We start from the raw sequence: 21,936 nt of genomic DNA on the forward strand, positions 1-21,936 counted from the left end.
AGCTTGTAATAGCAACCCGGATCCTTTTTAACATCCACACCTATGGAAGCTGCTGTATTTAATAGCGCAGGGAACGCAACTGATCACTACAACCTCGAGCTTTTCTTTGAGAGCTCGCCGGATATTTTGTGTATTGCGGGTTATGATGGCTATTTTAAAAGAATAAACCCAACGGTATCTAAGGTGCTCGGCTATACCACAGAGGAACTTTTTTCGGCACCAATTAACACCTTTGTGCACCCGGAAGATCAGCAAATAACGGCCAAAAACCGCGATAGCCTTACCAATAATAAACCGCTGCTCAATTTTGAGAATAGATACATCACCAAAAGTGGTGAGATCATTTGGCTATCCTGGACCTCAATGCCGATTGATGAACAGCAGCTTGTATTTGCCATTGCCAAAAACATCACCCATAAAAAGAAACAGGAAGAAGACCGGAATTTGGTGATTGCCAGTTTAACGCAAACCAATAACGACTTGAAACAACTTACCTACACCACCTCACATGATCTGCGGTCGCCGGTAAGTAACCTGCTCACGGTGTTTAAAATGTTAGATATGGGTAAAATTAAGGATCGTGAGACGTTGGAATTTGTAGAGATGCTTAAATCAGCAACAGATAATCTGCATAGTACGTTAAACGGTTATGTTGACGCGCTGACGAAACGTAATATGCTCAGTGTAGCAGTAGAGCAGGTAGACCTTGCAGAGTCGCTCAACGCTGTATTAAGCTCCGTTAACTCTTTAGTAAAAGATACCAAAGCAGTATTCATTATCAATTTTGAGGAACAGCCATCGGTCAAATTCAACAAGGTGTATCTCGAAAGCGTTTTTCTTAACCTGATCACCAATTCCGTGAAATATACCAGGCCCAATAAAACACCCATTATTACCATAACATCCTGCCGGCACAATAATGTAAGCAGGTTAATCTATAGCGACGAAGGGCAGGGGTTCGATATGGAGAAAGTTAAGGATAGGGTATTTGGCTTTAATCAAAAATTCCACAGTGATGAAACGATTGATAGTAAAGGTATTGGGCTTTACCTGGTTTACAACCATGTTAGCAGCCTTGGTGGTCACATTTCTATCGATAGCGAATTAAATAAGGGGGCCAGTTTTACCATAGCCTTTAGGGATTAACCCTGTATAACAGCCAAAGTTTAATCAGTTTTAAAGATTGGTACCCATTTCATAGATCTTCTCTCTTAGGTATCCCAGCAGTTGGATATTATCCGTTTCCGGGATTGCAGAGGGGGTAATTGGCCTGCCTATTTTAATCTGCAACCGGTGCCCTTTTTTATTAAACAATTGGGAAAACAACAAAATAGTTTGCAGGGACGGGTGAATGTACCGCATCAAACTAAACCAAAGGCCATTGTTGCCGTGGAAATAAACAGGTAATACCGGTTGGTCTGCCTTTTTGATGATTTTCCCTACTACCGGGTGCCATTCTTTATCAGTGATCTGTTTCTGTTTCAGGCAGTAATTAGATACTTCACCCGCAGGGAAAATAGCTACGGGTGTTCCCTGTTTCAGAACAGACAGGGTTGTTTTTAAACCACTGATGCTGGATGAATCTTTAATGTTCTCAAAAGGGTTTACTGCGATGATATGGTCCGCCAGGTTAGGCACCTTTTTTAGCAGGAAATTACCCATAAACATGGTTTCCGGTCTTTTTTTAACCAGGATGCTCAACAAAGCCAGCGATTCTATTGCGCCATAAGGGTGATTGGAGATGGATACAAAGGCGCCATCCTGCGGAATGTTGAGGAGGTCGGCCTCATCGATCACCAACGTAACGCCAAGGGTTTTAAGCAGGTGATCGGTAAATGCGACACCTTTCAAACTTTTTGCATCCGCCATCATCTGGTTGAAGGCATTGATCTTCAAGATCCGCATAAAAAAGCTGGCCAGGCCACTGAAGGGCGAATTGCCAATACCTGCCGCTTTGCAGAAATCCTCTTTGGATATTGATAGTGCCTCCATCTATGCAGCGTCCCGGGATAAAGGACTAGGTAAAGGTAGGCCCGCCATATTAATTGGCGAGTCGCTTCAGGTTATCATAAGCCACCGATTTCGAATGATCCTCTAGATATTTTAACAAAAACTTAATGTTAGGATAAAGGTAAACTATTTGTAAATTTATACTACCAAAATTTCCAATGCACCGGTTTATAAAACATTTGATCCTTAGCCTTACGGTTATAGCCAGCGCCCCTGTTTATGCGCAGGACAATAGCCAGCGGATCTGTTTTGAATTTTACGGTGTCACCTTTAATAGCGAAATAGCGAGCTCGTTGAAAACAGATATACCGTCGCGATTATCCAAACAGGATATTACTTTATTTTATCAAAAAATGGAGTCTGGCAATTATCACCCGATAATTGATTCGTTATTGGCTTTTAAAAAAAGGAATAAATTAAACGACTGGCTCTACTATCAGTTAATCCGTAAAACCGCCGAACAGATCAGTCCGAAAGCGGATAACTATGCCCGCTATACCATGTACAAATGGTTCTTGCTGGCACAATCCGGCTATGATGCACGACTGGCGCTAACCAGCAGCAAAGTGATTTTTTATGTGCTGAACGATGAAGACATTGCCGATATCCCGTCTTTTGCCGTCGATGGGAAAAAATACATGTGTCTCAATTATCATGATTATGCAAAAGCAGATCTCAACCGGGATCCACCTGTACCAATTGTTATCAACATTAAAAATGCCAAAAAGCCTTTTTCTTATAAAATAACCCGCATGCCCGATTTTAAGGCAGAAGACTACCAGGATAAGGAGATTCAGTTTACATATCATCATAAGGTTTACTATTTTAATATCAAGCTGAACCCACAGGTAGATAAAATTTTTATGAATTATCCGGGTGTTGATTTCGAGACCTATTTTAATATCCCTTTAAGCAAAGAAACCTATAGTTCGCTCATTCCACTGTTGCGGAATAATACCGCCGGCATGCGCCAGAAACAAGGCGTGGATTACCTGATGCGCTTTACACGCTATGCCTTTTTATATGAAGATGATGAGGAGAACTATGGTACAGAGAAGCGCCTTTCTCCCGAGGGAACCTTAGCCGCAAAGTATAGCGACTGTGATGACCGCGCTGCATTGTTCTTTTATTTGGTAAAGGAGATTTACAACCTGCCAATGATTGCCTTACTGTATCCAACCCATATTACTATGGCGGTGCAGTTTAGCAAGCCTGTAGGTAAGCCCATTATGTATAAGGGTGCTGCCTACACGGTATGCGAACCAACACCACAGGTAAAGGACCTGAAAATTGGTGAGCTATCTGCAAAACTTAAAAACGTGCCGTACCGGGTAGTTTACCAATATGCTCCTCCCGCTAGGTAGCTGCCAGCCGCGCAGATAGTGAGGGTTAACCCGAAACAATATTGGGACGACGGCACTCACCACCCTGCCGTCGTGCTGAATTTATTTCAGCATCTCACGCGCAAGGTAGCCGCATCTCGTAGAATTGTCCCGTAAGATCCCGAAACAAGTTCGGGACGACGGCACTCACCACCCCGCCGTCGTGCTGAATTTATTTCAGCATCTCACGCGCGAGGTAGCCGCTTGGTGTTGAATTGTCCCGTGAGATCCCGAAACAAGTTCGGGACGACGGCACTCACCACCCCGCCGTCGTGCTGAATTTATTTCAGTATCTCACGCGCAAAGATTTGAAAGGTTAACATTTCGGTTGTGTCAAGCAGTGTCAACCCTGTAAAATGCCGCGTAATTGCTAAATCCCGGCGTGTGTATGCTATCTCCATCCGCCGCCTAAAGCGCGGTACAGGTTTACAATAGCCTGCAATTCCTGCAATTTATCGTTAACCCCGCTCAGCTGTGCCGAAAGTAAATTTTGTTCGGATGTCAGTACATCGGTATAGTTGGTTGCTGAGCTGTAGCGCAACAGCTCTTGCGTAAATTCCACCGATTTTTGAAGGGCTTCAATCTGCTTTGCCCGGGCATCTTCCTTTTCAAAGGCGGTTTGATGCGCGTACAGTGCATTTGATACTTCCTGCCCGGCCACCAGTAAAGTTTGCTGGAAATTATTCAGCGCTTGTTGCTGGGTAGCCTGTGCGTTGCGTAAACGTGCCTTATTTAGGCCCTGGTTAAATATAGGTTGCGTAAGCCCGCCTACAATATTGTAAAAAATCGAGTTGCTGAAAAAGTCCCTTAATTGCAAACTGGATAAGCCACCCTGCGCCGTAATGGTAAACTGCGGATAAAAGTAAGTGCGGGCTACATTGGTGTTTTCAAATGCCGACCGGAATGCAAATTCGCTTTGCTGCACGTCCGGGCGGTTTACCAGTAGTTGTGCAGGGAAACCGGTTTGCAGATCAGTAGTTAGCTTTTGATCGGCCAGAGAACCGCGACTAACCGGCCCCGGCGGCCGGGATAGCAGGATATCCAACGCATTTTCCGTTTCGCGGATACTGCGTTTCAGGTCTGGAATGGCAACCTCAGCGGCGTAGCGGTTGGCCTCGCTTTGTACTACCGCGGCGCCGGTAACCACTGCACCTTGTTTCAGCTGCTTCATGGTTTCCACGTCCTTTATCCTGTTTTTTAGCGTTTGCTGTGTGATCTCCAGCTGCCTGTCTAAGGTGAGCAGTAAAAAGTAATTGTTGGCAATATCTGCGATCAGTTGCGTTTGTACGGCACGTTTGGCAGCATCGCTTTGCAAATAGTTAGCTATTGCAGACCGCTTCGTACTGCTTAGTTTGCCCCAAACGTCAGCTTCCCAAGAAGCGCTTAAACTGCCCTGAAAGGTCGTCGTAAGGGTATTAAAACCAGTACCCGTGGGGAAGTTTAAACCCGCTACAGATTGTTTTGACCGGGTAACGCCTGCGTTAGCGCTCAAGCTTGGGTAAAAAGCGGCTTTGCTCTGCTGTAAAGTTGCTTGCGCTGCCAAGATGCGCTGCACGGCAGATTTCAGGTTGAGGTTGTTATTGATTCCTTCCTGGATCAAAGCTTTCAAAGCATTATCTGTAAAAAGGCTTTGCCATGGCATGGTGGCCAGTGTAGCACTGTCGGTACCTGTCTGATCGCGGTAAAGACCTGCAGTAGCCAGATCAGGCGACTGGTATTTTTTCCCGATCTTACAGGAAGAAGACGCAACTATTGCAAGGGTAAGCAGGCAAATATATCTGGTTATGGATCTGTTCATTTTATGCTTTTCATTTATTTAATGCGCAGGGGTAGTGGTAATCACCTCGTCATCATCGTTGTCATGTTCTTTATTTCGGCCAACTTTTTCCTGTAGATGCTGGAAAATGATAAACAGCACCGGGATGATGAATACCCCGAAGATGGTACCTACCAACATGCCACCCACTGCACCTGCACCAATGGATCTATTACCATTTGCACCCGCCCCCGTAGAAAACATGAGTGGCATGATCCCGAATATAAACGCAAAGGAGGTCATGAGGATCGGGCGAAAACGAGCTTCGGCACCGGCAATAGCGGCAGGGATCAAATCCATACCTGCCCGGCGGCGTTCCAGCGCAAATTCCACAATCAGGATGGCGTTTTTGGCTAATAAGCCGATAAGCATGATGAGCGAGATCTGCAAATAGATATTGCTGCCTACATTGAAGATTTGCGCAAACAGGTAGGTGCCCGCCAAACCCACAGGCAAGGAAAGCAATACTGCAAAGGGCAGCAGGTAGCTCTCATACTGGGCACTCAACAAAAAGTAAACAAAAACGAGGCAAAGGATAAATATATATACGGATTGCTGCCCTGTGCTCAATTCCTCGCGTGTTAGGCCCGAAAATTCAAAATCATAACCAGCAGGCAGTTGCTGTGCGGCAACTTCTTTAATCACTTTAATGGCATCACCTGTACTGTAACCCGGTTTCGGCGAGCCGGAAACAGAGATGGCCGTAAACAAGTTGAACCTCGACAGCGATTCCGGACCGAATACTTTTTTAAGGCTGATGAAGGTAGTGATAGGTGCCATAACGCCTGTGCTGGTGCGAACGAAGATTTTGCTCAGACCCGTTTCATTGGCGCGGTAATCATAATCTGCCTGTACCATTACCCGGTACTGCTTGCCAAATTGGTTAAAGTTGGAGGCATATAATCCGCCATAATAACCCTGCAGGGTATTCAAAACCGAGGTTACCGTAACGCCCGCTTCTTTACATTTAGCCACATTAACATCCACCTGGAACTGCGGGAAATTAGGATTAAAGGACGAGTTTAAACTCTGGATCTCCTTTCGGTTTTGCAGTGCTGCCTGGAAACGGTTGCTTACCTTGTATAATTCTTCAATGCTGTGCCCGCCTTTATCCTGTATCTCGAACGAAAAACCATCACTGTTACCAAAACCTTGTAAGGTTGGTGGCGAGAAGTAAAATACGCTCGCTTCGCGCATATTGGCTGTCTTTTTAAAAAGCGTTGCGATGATATTTTGCAGGCTTTGTTCCTTTGCCTTACGCTCATCCCAGTTTTTTAGTTTTAATATCACCATGGCATAGGCACTGCCCGAGCCTGCCAGGAAGTTAAAACCAACCAGCTTTAAAGAATTTTCTACTTCGGGGATGGTGTGGCCAATGCTGTCGATAGTAGTGGCAACCGCTGTTGTGCGTTCCATTGATGAAGCAGGAGGCAGGCTGATAGCTGCAAAAACTGTCCCCTGGTCCTCATTGGGTACAAAGCTGGATGGCGTAGTTTTAGCCAGGTAAATAAACAGTGCCGAAAATACCGCTACGGCTGTCATCGCTATCCACTTTTTTTGCGCCAAAAAGTTAACCGATTTCTTATACTTTCCGGTAACTGTATCAAACGAAGTATTGAAGGCCACATAAAAACGGTTGATGAAACCATGTTTCTTGCTGCCTTTTTCGTGCGGTTTTAAAAACAATGCGCATAATGCCGGGCTTAGCGTAAGGGCATTTACTGCTGATAAGATGATAGCCACTGCCAGCGTTATACCAAACTGTTTGTAAAATACCCCGGTTGAGCCGCTGATAAAGGTTACCGGTAAAAATACGGCCGACATTACCAGCGTAATAGAAACGATAGCGCCCGAGATCTCGTTCATCGCATCAACCGATGCTCTACGCGCTGATTTGTAGCCCTGATCCAGCTTGGCGTGCACGGCTTCAACTACCACAATGGCATCATCCACCACAATACCGATGGCCAGCACCAGGGCAAAAAGCGTAAGCAAATTGATGGTGAAGCCAAACAGGTTTAAAAAGAAGAAGGTACCCACAATAGCTACCGGCACCGCTATAGCCGGGATCAGCGTAGACCGGAAATCCTGCAGGAAGATAAACACCACGATGAAAACCAGTATAAACGCTTCGATCAGCGTGCTGATCACTTTTTCAATTGAAGCATCCAGGAAGTTATTAGCATCTACCAGGTAAGTGATTTTAATTCCTTTCGGGAATTTTTCTGAGGCTTCGTCCAGGATTTTTTTGGTTTGATTGATCACGTCCCTGGCGTTTGACCCTGCTGTTTGGCTTATGGCCACACCTACGGATTCGTGCCCGTTTGTTTGTTCTACAAAGGAGTAATCCAATGCGCCAAGTTCTAAACGGGCTATATCATCAAGGCGGAGCAGTTGCCCGTTGCCTACCGATTTGATGATGATATCGCCAAATTCCTTGGCCGTTTGCAGCCTGCCTTTGTACCTTATTACATATTGAAAGGGTTCATGACTGTTTTCGCCAAACTTACCGGGGGCGGCCTCCACGTTCTGTTCGTTGAGTGCTTCTGTTATATCATCTGGTACCAAACCATAGCGCGACATTACATCCGGTTTCAGCCAGATCCTCATCGAATAATCCTTCGAACCAAAAACCTGCGCCTGGCCAACGCCGGTTACGCGTTGTATCTGCGGGATCAGGTTGATTTTGGTATAGTTCTGCAGAAATGTCTCATCGTAAGTTTTGTCTTCACTGGAAAGCGAAAAAATAAGCAGGTTACTGCTTTGGCTCTTAGCTACCGACACCCCTGCCTGGGTTACTACCAATGGCAGCAGGCTGGTAGCCCGCGATACGCGGTTTTGTACGTTCACAGCGGCCAGGTCGGGATTGGTGCCCACCTTGAAATATACAGTGATTGAAGCAGAGCCATCGTTACTTGCACTGGAGGTCATGTAAGTCATGTTCTCCACCCCATTGATCTGCTCTTCCATAGGGATGATCACGCTTTTCAATACCACATCGGCATTAGCACCGCTGTATGAGGCCTGTACCTGTACGGTAGGCGGTGCAATATCCGGGTATTGCGAAATAGGCAAATTGATGAGGCCCAATACGCCCAGTATCACCAATAAAACTGATATAACCGTAGATAATACGGGCCGTTCAATAAATTTCTTAAGCATGTTGCCTGGGTGTAATTTGGTGGGATAATGCCGTTATTTTAATTCACGATACACGGTAGCATCGTTAGCGGCTTCTGGTTTAATAACGGTACCATCTTTAATATTGCCGGAGCTTTCCAGTACGATCTTATCTCCCGTTTTCAATCCGCCGGTAACCACGTAGAACTGGCCTGCCGTATTGTCCATCACTTTGATAGCAGTACTCTTTACTTTATTCTGAGCCCCAACTACGTATACGAAGCGTTTATCCTGTAATTCATAAGTAGCACTTTGCGGTACAAGGATAGTCTGTTTTACCAGGTTCGGGATGCGCACGCCGGCGCTGCTTCCGCTGCGGATCAACCCTCTCGGGTTAGCAAAATCGGCCCGTACATTGGCGGCACCAGTTGCGGTATTAATGAGGCCGTTAACGGTTTCTACCCGGCCGGTGTGGTCATAGATGGTGCCATCAGAAAGTACCAGTGATACATTTGGTAATTTGCCGATCCTGGCCTTCAGTGAACCAGAACCGGTGCTGTCGCGGCTAAAATCAAGCAGTTGCTTTTCGTTGATAGCAAAGTAGGCGTAAACGTTGGCCGTGTTGTAAACCGTTGTTAGCGGGTCGGTAGTATTGCTGTTCACCAGGCTGCCAAGTTTGTAAGGCAGCGAGCCGATAACGCCATTTACCGGGCTGGTGATAGTGGTGTAGCCAAGGTTCACCCGCGCGTTTACCAGCGTTGCTTTGGCTTGTGCCAAAGCTGCCGCTTTACTTTGCTGCGCATACTGGGCCGATTCCAACTCAAATTTGCTGATGATATCTTTTTCGACAAGTGGTTTAACTTTGCTTACCTGCATCTTCGCAAGCGCCAGGTCGGCCTCGGCTGTTTTGATGCCCGCCTCTGCGGTGCGCACTTCTTGTTCGTATTGTGGCGCATCGATTTTAAAAAGGAGTTGCCCTTTAGTTACTATCGTTCCTTCATCCACAAAAATTTTAGCTACATAACCATCTACTTTGGGGCGGATTTCGATATTTTGCTGTCCCTGGATGCTTGCCGGATAATCTACATTCAGTGTAGCATTATGGGGCTGCAGCGTTAAAACTTTATAGCTTAAAGCTTCACCCTGCCCCGCGGCATCTGGCTGTTGCTTATTTTCGCCACAGGATGTAACGAGTGTAGCCGATACAAAAATAATTGTTGGTATAAAGAATTTTCGCCTGATTTTGGCAAGTGGCAGGGTATGGTTTAGATAAGGAACAGTCATGATGTATACTATTGCAGCTAAATTTGTTGCGTGGCTAAATTCGGTATTTATTTTCAAGGAAAATATTCTTTCGGCAAACAATATATTGATGTTTTTGTAACAATATCAGCATATCAATCCCTAAGCCGACTAAAATGCTATCTTAGGGACTAACAAAAATCAGATGAAGCCCATCCTTGTCCGTTCAACTACCTTCGTTATCCTTCTCCAGCTTTTATTTTTTGCGGCTTGTACACAGGAAAAGAAAAAAGCCCCTCCTAAAAAAGCTAAGAAACAATGGGATAGCACCATACCCGGCAGTTTTAGTAAACAGATGGATCTGAAACTTGATAGTAACCTGGTTGATACTTTCTTTGCGCATTATCCTGAACTCAAAGCCTACAATATCCAGGTAAAAGATTTTTACCGCGACCGTAAATTTGCCTATGCCTGGTTTGAGAAAGGGCAGGTGATAGAACAGGCAGGCAACCTTGCCAACCGGGTAATGAATCTGGAAAACGACGGTATCTACAAGCAGATCCCTTATCAAAAAGGACTGGATTCGCTTTTGCACGGGCAGGACGGTAAAGCCGCGAAAAAGGCACCTGATGTTGACCTGGAGGTTATGCTGACCGCCCAGTATTTTGCTTTCGCCAAAATAGTTTATGAAGGGCAGGACCCATCCGTGAGTAAAGCAAGCGGCTGGAATGTACCCCGTAAAAAACTTAACTACCAACAGTACCTGGATAGCCTGCTTAAGACCCCCGCCGGTAAATCGGCAAACGAACCTGTTTACCGCCAATATGAGCTGCTAAAAGGCTACCTGAAGAAATACCAGGCATTGGATGCGAAAGCCAATTGGGAAAACCTGCCGTTGCTGAAGCTTAAAAAGGGGGATAGCTCTGCTGCCGTGTTGTTATTTAAAAAGCGCCTGTATCAGCTGGAAGATTATAGGGGAGATACCCTGAGCAATAGTTTTAATGACGAATTGGTACAGGGTGTAAAAAGTTTCCAGGAGCGAAACGGACTGGCGGCCAAAGGAAGTATTGATGCGCCAACGGTTGCGGCATTGAATGTGCCGTTAAAAAAACGCATCATCCAAATTCTTGTAAATATGGAGCGCAGCCGTTGGCTGCCGGTAACTATTGGTGGTGACTATCTGGCCGTAAATATTCCGGAGTTTCAGTTGCATGTTTATCATGCCGATAGCCTGTTATGGAGCTGTAATGTGGTTGTAGGGCAAACCACCCACCCCACAACTATCTTTTCCGGACAGGTTAAGTACGTTGTTTTTAGTCCGTACTGGAATGTGCCGCAAAGCATTGTGCGCAATGAAGTTTTGCCGGGAATTAAACGGAACAGCAGCTATTTGACCGAACACCGCATGGAGATAACGGGTAAAGAAGACGGCTTGCCGGTAGTTCGTCAAAAACCGGGTACGGCCAATTCGCTGGGGCTGGTGAAATTTCTCTTCCCAAACAGCTACAATATTTACCTGCATGATACACCGTCCAAATCGTTATTTGGGGAAAATGCCCGTGCGTTTAGTCACGGCTGTATCCGGGTGGGTAAGCCTGCAAAACTAGCCGAATTTCTTTTGGCCGATAGCACTAAATGGGATCCTAAAAAGATCAGCACTGCTATGCACGCCGGTAAAGAGCAATATGTTACCCTGAAAAACAAAGTTCCGGTTTTCCTGGCCTATTTCACCGCCTTTACCGATAGGGCAAACCGCTTAAATTTCCGAAAGGATATTTATCAGCTGGATAGTAAGCTGGCCGATGCGCTGGTGGCCGAGAAGTAGGGTTAATGAGCTGTAAGTTACTACTATTATGATAGCTTTAAATTATTAAAACTTAGGACCGATATTTCAGAGCATCACCCTATCCGCTTAAGAAATGTTATGTGCAAATTTCATCTGGGCAAAGCCAATATTGGAGTAATATGGATATTCAGATGAGCTTTTCAAATACTGCCTGACAGGTAGATTATTATTCAGAGGCTTTACCTCATTAGCATATCACAAAAAAAAGGCCTGCAATCCATTGATTAGCAGGCCTTTTTTACAATAAAGTATTCGTTATTTTATCGCCACCTTAACTTTTAACGGCGATTTATCCCTGATCTCTTCGGTAGCAGTCAGGGCCAGCGTATCTGATACAGCCAGCGCGCCGAAGATCTCGGTTTTGCCATCGGTATTTCGGCCGGTTTTAATCGGGATCCAATTAGAAGAATCACGGCTCAGTTTAATCACATAGGTGCCCTGGGTTGAATTGAGGATGGCATTTGACGGAACCACAAAGTTGTTCACTTTGTCGCTCAGCGGAATTTCCACCTCGGCCACCATACCCGGCAACAGGTTTTTCCCGGTGTTGATCACATCCATTTCAGTACGCTGGGCACGCAGGCGGCTATCTAAAGCCCCGGCAAGCCTGGCTACTTTGGCTTTAAAGGTATTGTTTGGCAAACTCCTTACCGTAAAATTCACTACGCTTTTATCATCCATGTAACCGGTATAGGCCTCGGGTACGCTTACTACCAAACGCAGCTTATCCTGTTGCTGCAGGGTAAACAAAGGCGCTTCTGATCCTTTGCCGGAGGGGCCAACATACGCTCCCTGGCTTACGTTACGTGCGGTGATGATGCCGGAGAAAGGTGCGCGGATCTCCAGGTAATTATTGCTTGCGCTCACTTCCCTCACCGCCGCCTGCGCCGATTGAAATTGCGCGTAATCTGAATTTTGTTTAGCCAGCGCGAGATCAAGGTCGTTTTGTGATACCGTCCCCGGGGTTTTGCTGGTTTCCAGCAAACGGTTGTAGGTGGCTTTGCTGGCTATGTAGGTAGCTTGTTGTGCCTTCAGGCGCGATTGCGCTCCATTTATCTGCGAGCCTATTTCCGGGGCCTCCATACTAGCTAAAAGCTGCCCAGCACTTACAACGCTGCCTACATCAACATGTATTTTCTTAACAAAGCTGCTTACCTTGGCATAAAGATCTACCTGTTGATAGGCCACTAGTTCGCCGGGGATCTTGATATTGGAGAGCATAGCGCTTTTGCTTAATGATAGCGCTTCCATTGCGGGTTCGGCAGTGGCGGCGCTGTCTGCAGCCGCAGTTTTTTTCTCCGGCGATTTACATTGCATGAGTAACATGCCTGCTGCTATTATGGATGCAGAAATAAAAACGACTTTACGGGTATGCATGGTTATATGGATCTTATGATTTGTAGTCAAGTTTAGTAAAATGGATGCTTTCTTCATCCTCCGGATCAAGAGAAACACTTTGTATGCTGGTTTTACCTTGTCCCCACGCAAATACCAGCGGCAGGATAAACAAAGCCGCAAACGTTGATGCAATTAGCCCGCCAATTACAGCACGGCCAAGCGGCGAAGACTGGTCGCCGGCTTCACCCAGGCCGCTTGCCATTGGGATCATCCCCACAACCATTGCCAGAGCGGTCATCACAATCGGGCGTAGCCTTAAAGACGCCGCCTCACGGGCCGATGCCATTGCATCACCGTTTACCAGGCGCAATTCCTCGGCGTTGGTAATGAGCAGCACGGCATTGGAGATGGAAACCCCTACAGACATGATCATCCCCATGTATGATTGCAAATTAAGCGTCGACCCCGCCAGCATCAACAGTGTTAACGAACCCAATATTACAGCAGGTACCGTCGCCAGTACAATGCCCGAAACTTTAAACGACTGGAAGTTTGCTGCAAGCATTAAGAAGATAACGATGATGGCAATACCCAGGCCGCTTTCGAGGCTATCCATGGTTTCTGTTAGCGTATCGCTCAGGCCTATCAGGTTTACGTTTAAGCCGCGGGGAAGTTCGCCCAGGGAGGCAATAGCCACGCGCACGTCTTTAGCTGCTGTTCCTAAATCCTGGTTATTGAGGTTGGCGGTAACCGTTAACATTGGCAAAGCGCCCAGGTTATCGGTTTCCCCATAAGTACTGCCGGGATGGATCTCGGCGATATCTCCTAGTACAGGACGCGAAGTGTTTTTCAATAGTGGAATTTCGCTGATCTCGGAGATACTGGCCATTTTGCTTTCCGGGATCTGCACCTGCACGCTGTAACTGTTGTTCGTTTTATGATCTATCCAGATGTTCTTATCGGTATAGCGTGATGAAGAAGTTGAAGCAATAAGGGAGCGGGATATATCATTGATATCCACCCCAACCTGAGATGCCCTGGTCCGGTCAATATTGATATTGATGGATGGGTACTTGGTGCTTTGCCCCAACTGTACATCGCGCAGATATTTAATTTGATTGAGTTTGTTGATTAACTTGTTAGCGTAGGCTTCGCTCAGTCTTTTATCTCTGCCGGAGAAGCGCACTTCAATAGGGGTAGGTGAACCCTGGCTCAAGATCTTGTCGGTAAGCTCGATAGGCTCAAAGGATGATTTAATATCCGGGAGCTGCTTTGCATACGCCGCCCTGATGCGTTCCTTCAGTTCATCCAGATTGGTTTTAAAATCTTCTTTAAAAGCCACCTGGATCACGGCCTCCTGTGGCCCTGCCATCCATAAATAAATAGGACTGGTAGAAAACAGCGAGGGATGCGTACCAACATAAGCCGATGTGATGGATACATTCTCGGGGCCAACCAACTCTTTAATGATGTTGATCGCTTTAAAAGTGCGTGTTTCGGTTTGCTCTATGCGGGTACCTTCGGGTGCTCGTAAGCGTACCTGGAACTGGCTGCCGTTAACTTTAGGCAATACATCCCGGCCAATGGTTTGCATCAGCAAAAATGCCAGTCCGCAGATCACCACTACGTAACCCAGTACAATAACCTTGCGGAAAGGCATCATCCGGTCGATAAATTTAAGGTAGCGCATCCGCATCCGCTCAAAGGCGCCCACTTTGCCGTTATGGTTGCGGTCTGCCGTGGCAGCTGCTAATTGTTTTTGATTCAATTGCGCGCGGCGACAGGTGTCATCAATTCCAGAAAGGGCAAGTTCTTCGCTATCACTTAATTGGTGGCCATCCGCTGCGTGATGATGTTTATTTTTCATCATCCAGTTTGCCATGATCGGCACGAAGGTTTGCGCTAAAAAGTAAGACACGATCATACTGAAACCAATAGCCAGCGCCAGCGGTAAGAATAACGAACCGGGGATGCCGCCCATAGTAAATGCGGGGGCAAATACCGCCAGGATACAAAACAGGATGAGTAATTTAGGGAAGGCGATTTCCTTACAGGCATCCCAAATGGCGAGGGCCTTGGGTTTACCCATATCAAAATGCTGGTGAATATTTTCAATAGTAACCGTACTTTCATCCACCAGGATGCCAATGGCCAGTGCAAGGCCGCTCAAGGTCATGATATTGATGGTTTGGCCAAACAGGCTAAGGAACAATACGCCCGAGATAATAGAGGTAGGGATGGTTAGGATCACGATAAGCGCGCCCCGTGCATCGCCCAAAAACAAAAGAACCATCAGCCCGGTAAGTATCGCGCCGATAGCACCCTCGGTTATTAAGCTTTTTACCGAGTTCATCACATATACCGATTGATCAAACTCATAGCTTACCTTCACATCCGGCGGCAGCAATGCCTGAATTTTGGGGATGGATGCTTTTAAATTCTGCACCACTTCCCAGGTAGAGGCATCGGCACTTTTGGCAACGCTGAGGTAAACCGAACGCTTCCCGTTAACCAGTGCATAACCTGCGGTAACGTCTGCCGCATCAGCAACGGTAGCTACATCGCGGAGATACAGCCCCTGCACACCGCCTTTAAAAAGGGGAATGTTCTCAAAATCTTTTACGGTGTTAATGGTAGTGTTAGTAGGTGTGATATAGTTTTTATCACCGATGCGCACATTACCCGAGGGGGTGGTTTGGTTATTCAGCTTCAGAGCTTCCACCAATTGATCGGGTGTCATGTTATGCGAGCGCAGCAACTCTGGGTCTGCCTTGATAACAATGGTACGGATATTACCGCCAAAAGGTGGTGGTGCAACCAAACCGTGAATTGACGTGAAGGACGACCTAACATATACGTTCGCTAAATCAGCCAATTCGTTATTGCTGCGGGTAGGGCTGCTTAATACGAGTTGTCCCACGGGCAGGGTAGAGGCATCAAACCGAATTATAAAAGGAGGATTGGAACCGGGCGGGAACACGGCCTGGATCCTGTTGGTGAACGATGCTAACTCACCCGCAGCCTGCGCCATATTGGTGCCAGGGTAAAAGTTGAGTTTCATTAAGGTTAAACCCTGGATATTTTTGGTCTCTATACTTTTTAAACCGTTGGTGTACAATAGGATGTTCACGTATTGCTTAGCGAAAAAAGATTCCATCTGCTCGGGCGTATAGCCTGTAAAAGGGTGCGATATGTAGATCACCGGCATATCGAGCTTAGGGAAAATATCTATTTTAATGGTGGTGATCGCCTTTATCCCGAAGAAGAACAGAGCGGCAACAAGCACCATAATGGTGATGGGCTTACGTAGTGCGAAACGGATTAAATTCATATATATTTATTTCGAAGTACAGTTAAAATGGATAATAGCAATTTTAAAGAGCACCGTTAAATAACTCAAAATCGCCTTTGGCGGCCGCCTTTAGCAAGAGTGCCTGCCATACATTAGTGTAGGCAATATCGCGGTCGGTCTCTGCACGGATAAGCGCATATTGTGCTTGCGTAACATCAACCAGGTTGGTAAGTCCGTTTTTATACAGTACCGATTTTTGCAGGTATGCCTGTGATGCTGCCTTTACCTGAACAGGGGCCTCGCGGTAATTGCTGAGGGCATTAATAGTTTTGGTATCTGCCAGGGCAAACTGTGCCTTTATCTGCTGGTTGGCGAGTTCATATTCGTCTGTTAGTCCTTCGCTGATGTAGCGCTGTGCTCTGGCTTGTTTGGAGATGCGGAATGGCTGTGTTAAATTCCAGCTGATGCCGATACCCAGCAGATAATTGCTGCGCGTAGGTTTGGTACCGTCCCAATAGTTATCGGTATAAGCATTTTGGTTCGAAGAATATAAGTTGCTGAAACCCGAACCGCGGGTTTGCAGGATGCCCACAAATGAAAAGCTGGGGTAAGCGAACTTTTTAATGTATTTGATCTGCTCGTTGTTGACATCAATGCGCGATTGATAGTATTGCAAGGTTGGGTGACTGGCCACAGCTGAATCGGTGGGTGCATCAATATTTTTAGGCAGGTGAGATACAAAAACAGTGTCCAGCTTAAACAGGGCGGGCGCAACGCCCATCAGCTGTGCCAACTGATTGCTTTGCTGCTGCTCCTGGTCAATAGCGCGGGTAAGGATAATGCGTGCACCGGAAACCTCTGCGCCGGCCTGAGAAGAATCCACACCCGCAATAAGTCCGTTTAACGCGCGGGTTTTAACAATGCGTTTAAAAGTATCTGCACGCACCAGGTTTTTACGATAGGAGTCGGTAAGTTTTTGTGCGGCCAGCAGGTTGAGGTATGCCGCCGCCACTTTCACTTTATGGTTAAAGATCTCCTGTTGCAGATCGTTCTGATCCCTGATAGCTACCTGTTGTGCCGTTTTGATCCGTTCTTTTATCCTACCGAAGGTGAAAAACTCCCAGTTAAGGTTGGCTAGGTACAAAGAGCCAAAAGCGGCGTTCCAGTTTTGATTGGGTAAAGGTAAACCAGATGAAGCCACACCAAAACCACCGAAACCGTAAAGCGGGCCGTTTTGCCCGTTAACCGTACCGTAATCCTGCTGGGCGCTTAAATTTAAATTAGGCAAAACCTCGGCTTTTGTTTGGCTGATGGTAGCCTTGGATGCCGCAGCGTAATTTGTTTTTGCTTTTATGGTAGGATAATTGACTACCGCAGTTTCAATAGCTTGTTTTAAGGTGAGCGGTTGTTGCGCAAACACTAAAGAGGGAACGGAAAATAGGAAGAGAACATTTAGCAAGTAATTCTTCACGAAAATTGATCTTAGATGAACAAAAAATACCGGCTGCTGCCGGCGTATTTAGCAAAAGATAAAGGCTTTTATGTGAGATACCAAAAGCGAAGCACCCTTACCTGAATCTAGTATGCGTTGAAACGCTTAATTTACGATGGCACAAACGTATCATATTTGATTTACTTGAATGATGATAAAAGTGTAACATTTTTATCACTTGCCCGATGATTGAAAATCTCTGACAATTAAGGGTAATACATCCACTCAATAATGTTGACGTAAACAAATAATTGTGCTGCCAAGTGTAAAGATAACACTCTGCTTTTATTGTTGATTCCAAAATCTCATCGGGCGGGGATAAAAATCAAAGAGGGGGCAAGAACCGGTGTTTTGAGTAATGATTTTTCAAAGTGTTTATTTGCTAAACTTTATTTGCTACTTTTGCGGCCCTTACAAGAGCCTGGAGAGGTGTCTGAGTGGTCGAAAGAGCACGCCTGGAAAGTGTGTATACGCCAAAAGTGTATCGAGGGTTCGAATCCCTCCCTCTCCGCATTAAGTATATCAAGTTTTCGAAAAACGCCTCAAATCATAGGATTTGCGGCGTTTTTTGTTTACAGGCAACGCATCCAAACGCAAAACTTCTCAATCTGGTCGAGACCTCTTGCGAGACCTATTGAACACTCGTAATTTTAGGTCTCGCAAAAACGCTAAATGTTTATTTATTAACCTTTAATTGTTAAAGCGATGATCAGAACTGTCTGTATCAACTTCTCACTGAAGAAGTCCAAAGTCCTGAATAACGGAACTGCACCCGTTTATCTAAGATTAACCGTTGCCGGTGAGCGCGTTGAATTTACTACTCGCCGCTACATTAAACCTGATCGGTGGAATCCCGATACTCAAAAAATGACTGGTACTAATGAAGAAGCGAGGGTATTTAATCATTACCTCAAAACCCTTGAACAAAGAGTATTTGAAGAACATCGAGTAATGTTAGATACTAAGGTGTCAGTAACAGCCGAAAATTTAAGAGATAGACTTTTAGGTAAGACCGACATTAAACGCTCTAAAATGCTCGTTTCCATTTTTAACGAACATAATAAACGGATCAAGTCCCTTATCGGAAAAGATTATGCTGCTGGAACACTAGAACGTTACGAGACCAGTTTAAAGCATACTATTGATTTTATGCAATGGCAGTATAATAGAAATGATATTGATATTGTTGACGTTGATCATGAATTTATCACTTCGTACGACTTTTACTTACGGTCAGAAAGGCATTGCTGTAATAACACAGCTGTTAAATACATTAAAAACTTCAAAAAGATCATTCGCATTTGCATAGCGAATAGCTGGTTAGACAAAGATCCATTTATCAATTACAAAGCAAAGGTAAAAGAAGTTGTCAGGCAGTACTTAACCTCGGAAGAAATACAGCTAATTGCGGATAAGCAGTTTGTCAGCGACAGGATAAATCAGGTCAGGGATACATTCTTATTCAGTTGCTTTACTGGCCTGGCTTATGCTGATGTAAAAAAGCTTAAAAGGTCGGAAATTATTAAGGGTATAGACAAGCAACAATGGATTTTTACCAACAGACAAAAGACTGATACATCATCTCGCATACCCCTATTGCCGATTGCTTTACAGATTATTAAGAAGTATGAACATAATGTGGAATGCCTGCACAATGATCGGGTATTACCAGTCCTATCTAATCAAAAAATGAATAGCTACTTGAAAGAAATTGCTGATGTATGCGGTATCTCTAAAGAACTTACTTATCATATAGCACGTCATACCTTCGCCACATCAGTTACATTGGCTAATGGTGTTTCCATAGAAAGCGTATCTAAGATGCTTGGTCATAAAAACATTCGTACTACACAACATTATGCCAAAATACTGGATGCTAAAGTGAGCGAAGACATGGCTCTGCTAAAAAACAAAATTAATTTTTTTGGAACCAAAGTAGTAAATAACTAATAAGGCTACCACAAATTATGACAATTCAATTATAACATTATGGAAAAGTTAGTAGTGGTACCCAATGAGATAATTTCAAGTAAGATTTACCTTATTCGAAATCAGAAAGTATTGTTGGATTATGACTTAGCTGAATTATATGAGATTGAAACAAAACAACTCAAACGGCAAGTCAGACGGAATATCGAACGTTTTCCAGGTGAAGATTTCATGTTCGAATTATTAAGTGAAGAGTATAAAGTTTTAAGGAGCCAATTTGGCACCTTAAAACAAGGCCAGCATTTTAAATATCCGCCGATGGCCTTTACAGAGTTGGGTATCAGTATGCTTTCAAGTGTACTTAACAGCCCTGCTGCTATCCAAGTGAATATTCAGATAATGCACATTTTTGTGCATATACGTCAAATTCTTGCTGACAATACGGAAATCAGGTTAGAGATTGAGAAGATACGGAATGAACTTCTCAACCATGGGAAAAATATGGAAATTGTGTTTGCTTATCTAGACGAATTACCCAAAAAAATTGACCACCTCAACCTCCTAACCAAAGTAGACAAAGAATTGGATTTAAACCTGATGATTACTGAGTCTCTGCCCCGAATCGAACTTTTTGTAATAACTTATTGAGCTATAAGGAAATATAAGAAAGCAAAGTATTTTGTCCTTTTAAATATTTGAATATTAAGGTACAGCTTGGACAGGTCCGTTGATTTTTCCGCAATGGCTTATTATCAATAATTCAATGTTTCTAAAAATTATTCGGTAACCGATTAGGTCACCTAATAATTTGATTTGTTTTGATTAAAATTGAAAGAACTATATCAAAGATATTCATTAGTAACTTAGTTTAAAACACCAAATTTCTACGAATTGTCGATTTATCAATCCTTTGCCTATAAAGTCAAAATATGTTTGAGGGATTCGATTCCCCTATGGACTACTGTAGCAAGATATGCATACCATGGTTAAGAGCTTCCTCGACTTGGAAACTGTAATGGTTTAATATATTATTGACAGCATCACCTTTATGCCTGATCAGTATGTCTTAGTTCTTTTACATTTTCATTATCAAGACTCCAATTCTAACAGAAAAATAACCCATACAATGTCCATCTCTAAAGAACAAAGGGAATACGATATAATAAAATACTTGAGGGACTATTTAAAGGGTTATAAGCCCATTATTATAGTTAAACCGTCACCTGTCGTTTATATTTTGGTTTGTTTTTGATGGGAGTCATACCTCACTCCGTGAAGTATGAGTGAGCGAAGACTGTGAAAATTTCTCGGTAATGGACAATATTTTTATTTTTTTGTATGATGCTATTTGTTTTGTCTTTTTAATATTAAATTTACAATACCGAATCTTACACAGGTCTTTTGGCTGAACAGTTGCCTGATTATCTGGATTTTAAGAATATATCATAGCGTTTTTTCTATATGCACGCCCCCCCCCCCCGTGCATGTCGACATAAATTATACACTATTAATTATATTTTTTTACCTAAGCTAATTCTTATGTGCAAATTAATTATCTCCATCGTGTTGATCATGACGACGTTTGGCAGTTATGCTCAGGCGATCATTGGTAAAATGTACACCATAGTTCCTGATTTTGTTAACGTTTACGGGGTCACGAAAACCAATTCTATTGACCCGGTCGCAAAGTTCAGGGCGAGCGGCGGTACCAAATTCACCGTAACGGGATTCGATAAAGATCACAATATTAAACTCACCTTCTGGCGGTATGTGGACGCCAGAATGCATACGAAGCAGTACGATAGTGTGAAACGGGCTGAGGAACTGTACAATTTTGGCGTTCCTAACGGCTATATAGGTAAATGGGCCAATTATAAGGAGTTCGCTATGAGCCCGGAGGATTTTAATAGTTCCTGTATTGCCTATTATGGGACAAAAACCGAATTTACCTGGGGGGTAATGACCTTGCCGATTAAGTTAAGACCGGGTAATGGAAGCAGCCGTTTTTTTAGTTATGAAGAAAGCCTGAATCTCGGATTTGTATTCGGATGGCGGCAACAACTTAAAGGCAAAGTGAAGCATTCTATTAATTATTTGATGGGTGTCGGTATTGCTAATGTTAAAACTGATAGCCTCAGTCAGAAAAGCGGCATTTCGCCTGCTGGCGCCAGCGCTGCGGCGTTCTCCGTAAATGCAGGCGTTTTGTACGCCCATAATAATTTTCAGATAGGGTTTTTTGTCGGTAAGGACCACATCCCCGGAAGTCAGGGCCGTGACTGGAAATACCAGGGAAAACCGTGGATAGGACTGGCGGTGGGCATTTCATTGTTCTCTGACACAGATAGTCAGGGCGGTGCCGGAACAAATACTGATAAAGAAAAAGATAAATAGATTTCACTTTCGGAACAACTAATACTTTACCAGTCTTTTGACTTGGACTACTAGGCGAATCTTAAGTATTTAAATTAG

The 21,936-nt window shown here is 44.5% G+C and carries 12 protein-coding genes, 1 tRNA gene and 1 pseudogene; 7 read left to right on the plus strand and 7 right to left on the minus strand.

All coding sequences use genetic code 11. The features are described from left to right. Positions 1-42 precede the first annotated feature (42 nt). Positions 43-1,146 (plus strand): PAS domain-containing sensor histidine kinase, encoded by a 1,104-nt coding sequence (locus A0256_08815; GenBank protein AMR31521.1) that lies wholly within the window; start codon positions 43-45, stop codon positions 1,144-1,146. Between the two features lie 30 nt (positions 1,147-1,176). Here the strand turns inward: A0256_08815 and A0256_08820 are convergent, their stop codons facing one another. Further along, a complete protein-coding gene (locus A0256_08820) occupies positions 1,177-1,992 on the minus strand; it encodes a hypothetical protein (GenBank protein ID AMR31522.1) in 816 nt (271 codons plus the stop codon). A gap of 176 nt (positions 1,993-2,168) precedes the next feature. Here A0256_08820 and A0256_08825 point away from each other — a divergent pair, with 176 nt between their 5' ends. Next, positions 2,169-3,374, plus strand: a complete 1,206-nt coding sequence (locus tag A0256_08825) for a hypothetical protein (GenBank protein ID AMR31523.1) — start codon at positions 2,169-2,171, stop codon at positions 3,372-3,374. Between the two features lie 409 nt (positions 3,375-3,783). On the opposite strand, the gene A0256_08830 is transcribed toward A0256_08825, so the two are convergent. Genes A0256_08830 through A0256_08840 form a run of 3 tightly spaced genes read right to left on the minus strand, consistent with a single transcriptional unit; the run spans position 3,784 to position 9,570 of the window. Continuing rightward, positions 3,784-5,190 (minus strand): hypothetical protein, encoded by a 1,407-nt coding sequence (locus tag A0256_08830; protein ID AMR31524.1) that lies wholly within the window; start codon positions 5,188-5,190, stop codon positions 3,784-3,786. Between the two features lie 18 nt (positions 5,191-5,208). Further along, positions 5,209-8,370, minus strand: a complete 3,162-nt coding sequence (locus tag A0256_08835; protein ID AMR31525.1) for a multidrug transporter AcrB — start codon at positions 8,368-8,370, stop codon at positions 5,209-5,211. A 33-nt stretch (positions 8,371-8,403) separates the two neighbouring features. After that, positions 8,404-9,570, minus strand: coding sequence for an efflux transporter periplasmic adaptor subunit (locus A0256_08840; GenBank protein AMR34483.1), 1,167 nt, complete (start codon positions 9,568-9,570; stop codon positions 8,404-8,406). Positions 9,571-9,775: 205 nt separating this feature from the next. Here A0256_08840 and A0256_08845 point away from each other — a divergent pair, with 205 nt between their 5' ends. After that, the gene (locus tag A0256_08845) at positions 9,776-11,395 is read left to right on the plus strand and encodes a hypothetical protein (protein ID AMR31526.1); all 1,620 of its coding nucleotides are present in this window, start codon (positions 9,776-9,778) and stop codon (positions 11,393-11,395) included. Between the two features lie 276 nt (positions 11,396-11,671). Here A0256_08845 and A0256_08850 read toward each other — a convergent pair whose 3' ends face one another. The 3 genes from A0256_08850 to A0256_08860 are packed head-to-tail and all read right to left on the minus strand — an operon-like array spanning position 11,672 to position 17,523. After that, entirely contained in the window at positions 11,672-12,793 is a 1,122-nt protein-coding gene (locus A0256_08850) for an efflux transporter periplasmic adaptor subunit (protein ID AMR31527.1), read from the minus strand. 13 nt (positions 12,794-12,806) lie between these two features. Next, positions 12,807-16,085 carry an acriflavin resistance protein gene (locus A0256_08855; protein ID AMR31528.1) on the minus strand — a complete coding sequence of 1,093 codons (3,279 nt, stop codon included), beginning with the start codon at positions 16,083-16,085 and terminating at the stop codon, positions 12,807-12,809. Positions 16,086-16,128: 43 nt separating this feature from the next. Continuing rightward, positions 16,129-17,523, minus strand: coding sequence for a transporter (locus A0256_08860; GenBank protein ID AMR31529.1), 1,395 nt, complete (start codon positions 17,521-17,523; stop codon positions 16,129-16,131). 438 nt (positions 17,524-17,961) lie between these two features. On the opposite strand from A0256_08860, the gene A0256_08865 reads away from it, so the two are divergent. The 4 genes and pseudogenes from A0256_08865 (at position 17,962) to A0256_08880 (ending at position 21,858) form a co-directional block, all read left to right on the plus strand. Continuing rightward, a tRNA-Ser gene (locus A0256_08865) sits at positions 17,962-18,049 on the plus strand. 194 nt (positions 18,050-18,243) lie between these two features. Next, positions 18,244-19,488, plus strand: coding sequence for a recombinase (locus tag A0256_08870; protein ID AMR31530.1), 1,245 nt, complete (start codon positions 18,244-18,246; stop codon positions 19,486-19,488). A 39-nt stretch (positions 19,489-19,527) separates the two neighbouring features. After that, positions 19,528-20,075, plus strand: a pseudogene (locus A0256_08875) (DNA-binding protein). A 931-nt stretch (positions 20,076-21,006) separates the two neighbouring features. After that, positions 21,007-21,858, plus strand: a complete 852-nt coding sequence (locus A0256_08880) for a hypothetical protein (protein ID AMR31531.1) — start codon at positions 21,007-21,009, stop codon at positions 21,856-21,858. Positions 21,859-21,936 lie beyond the last annotated feature (78 nt).

It is taken from the genome of Mucilaginibacter sp. PAMC 26640 (assembly GCA_001596135.1).
GTDB lineage: Bacteria > Bacteroidota > Bacteroidia > Sphingobacteriales > Sphingobacteriaceae > Mucilaginibacter.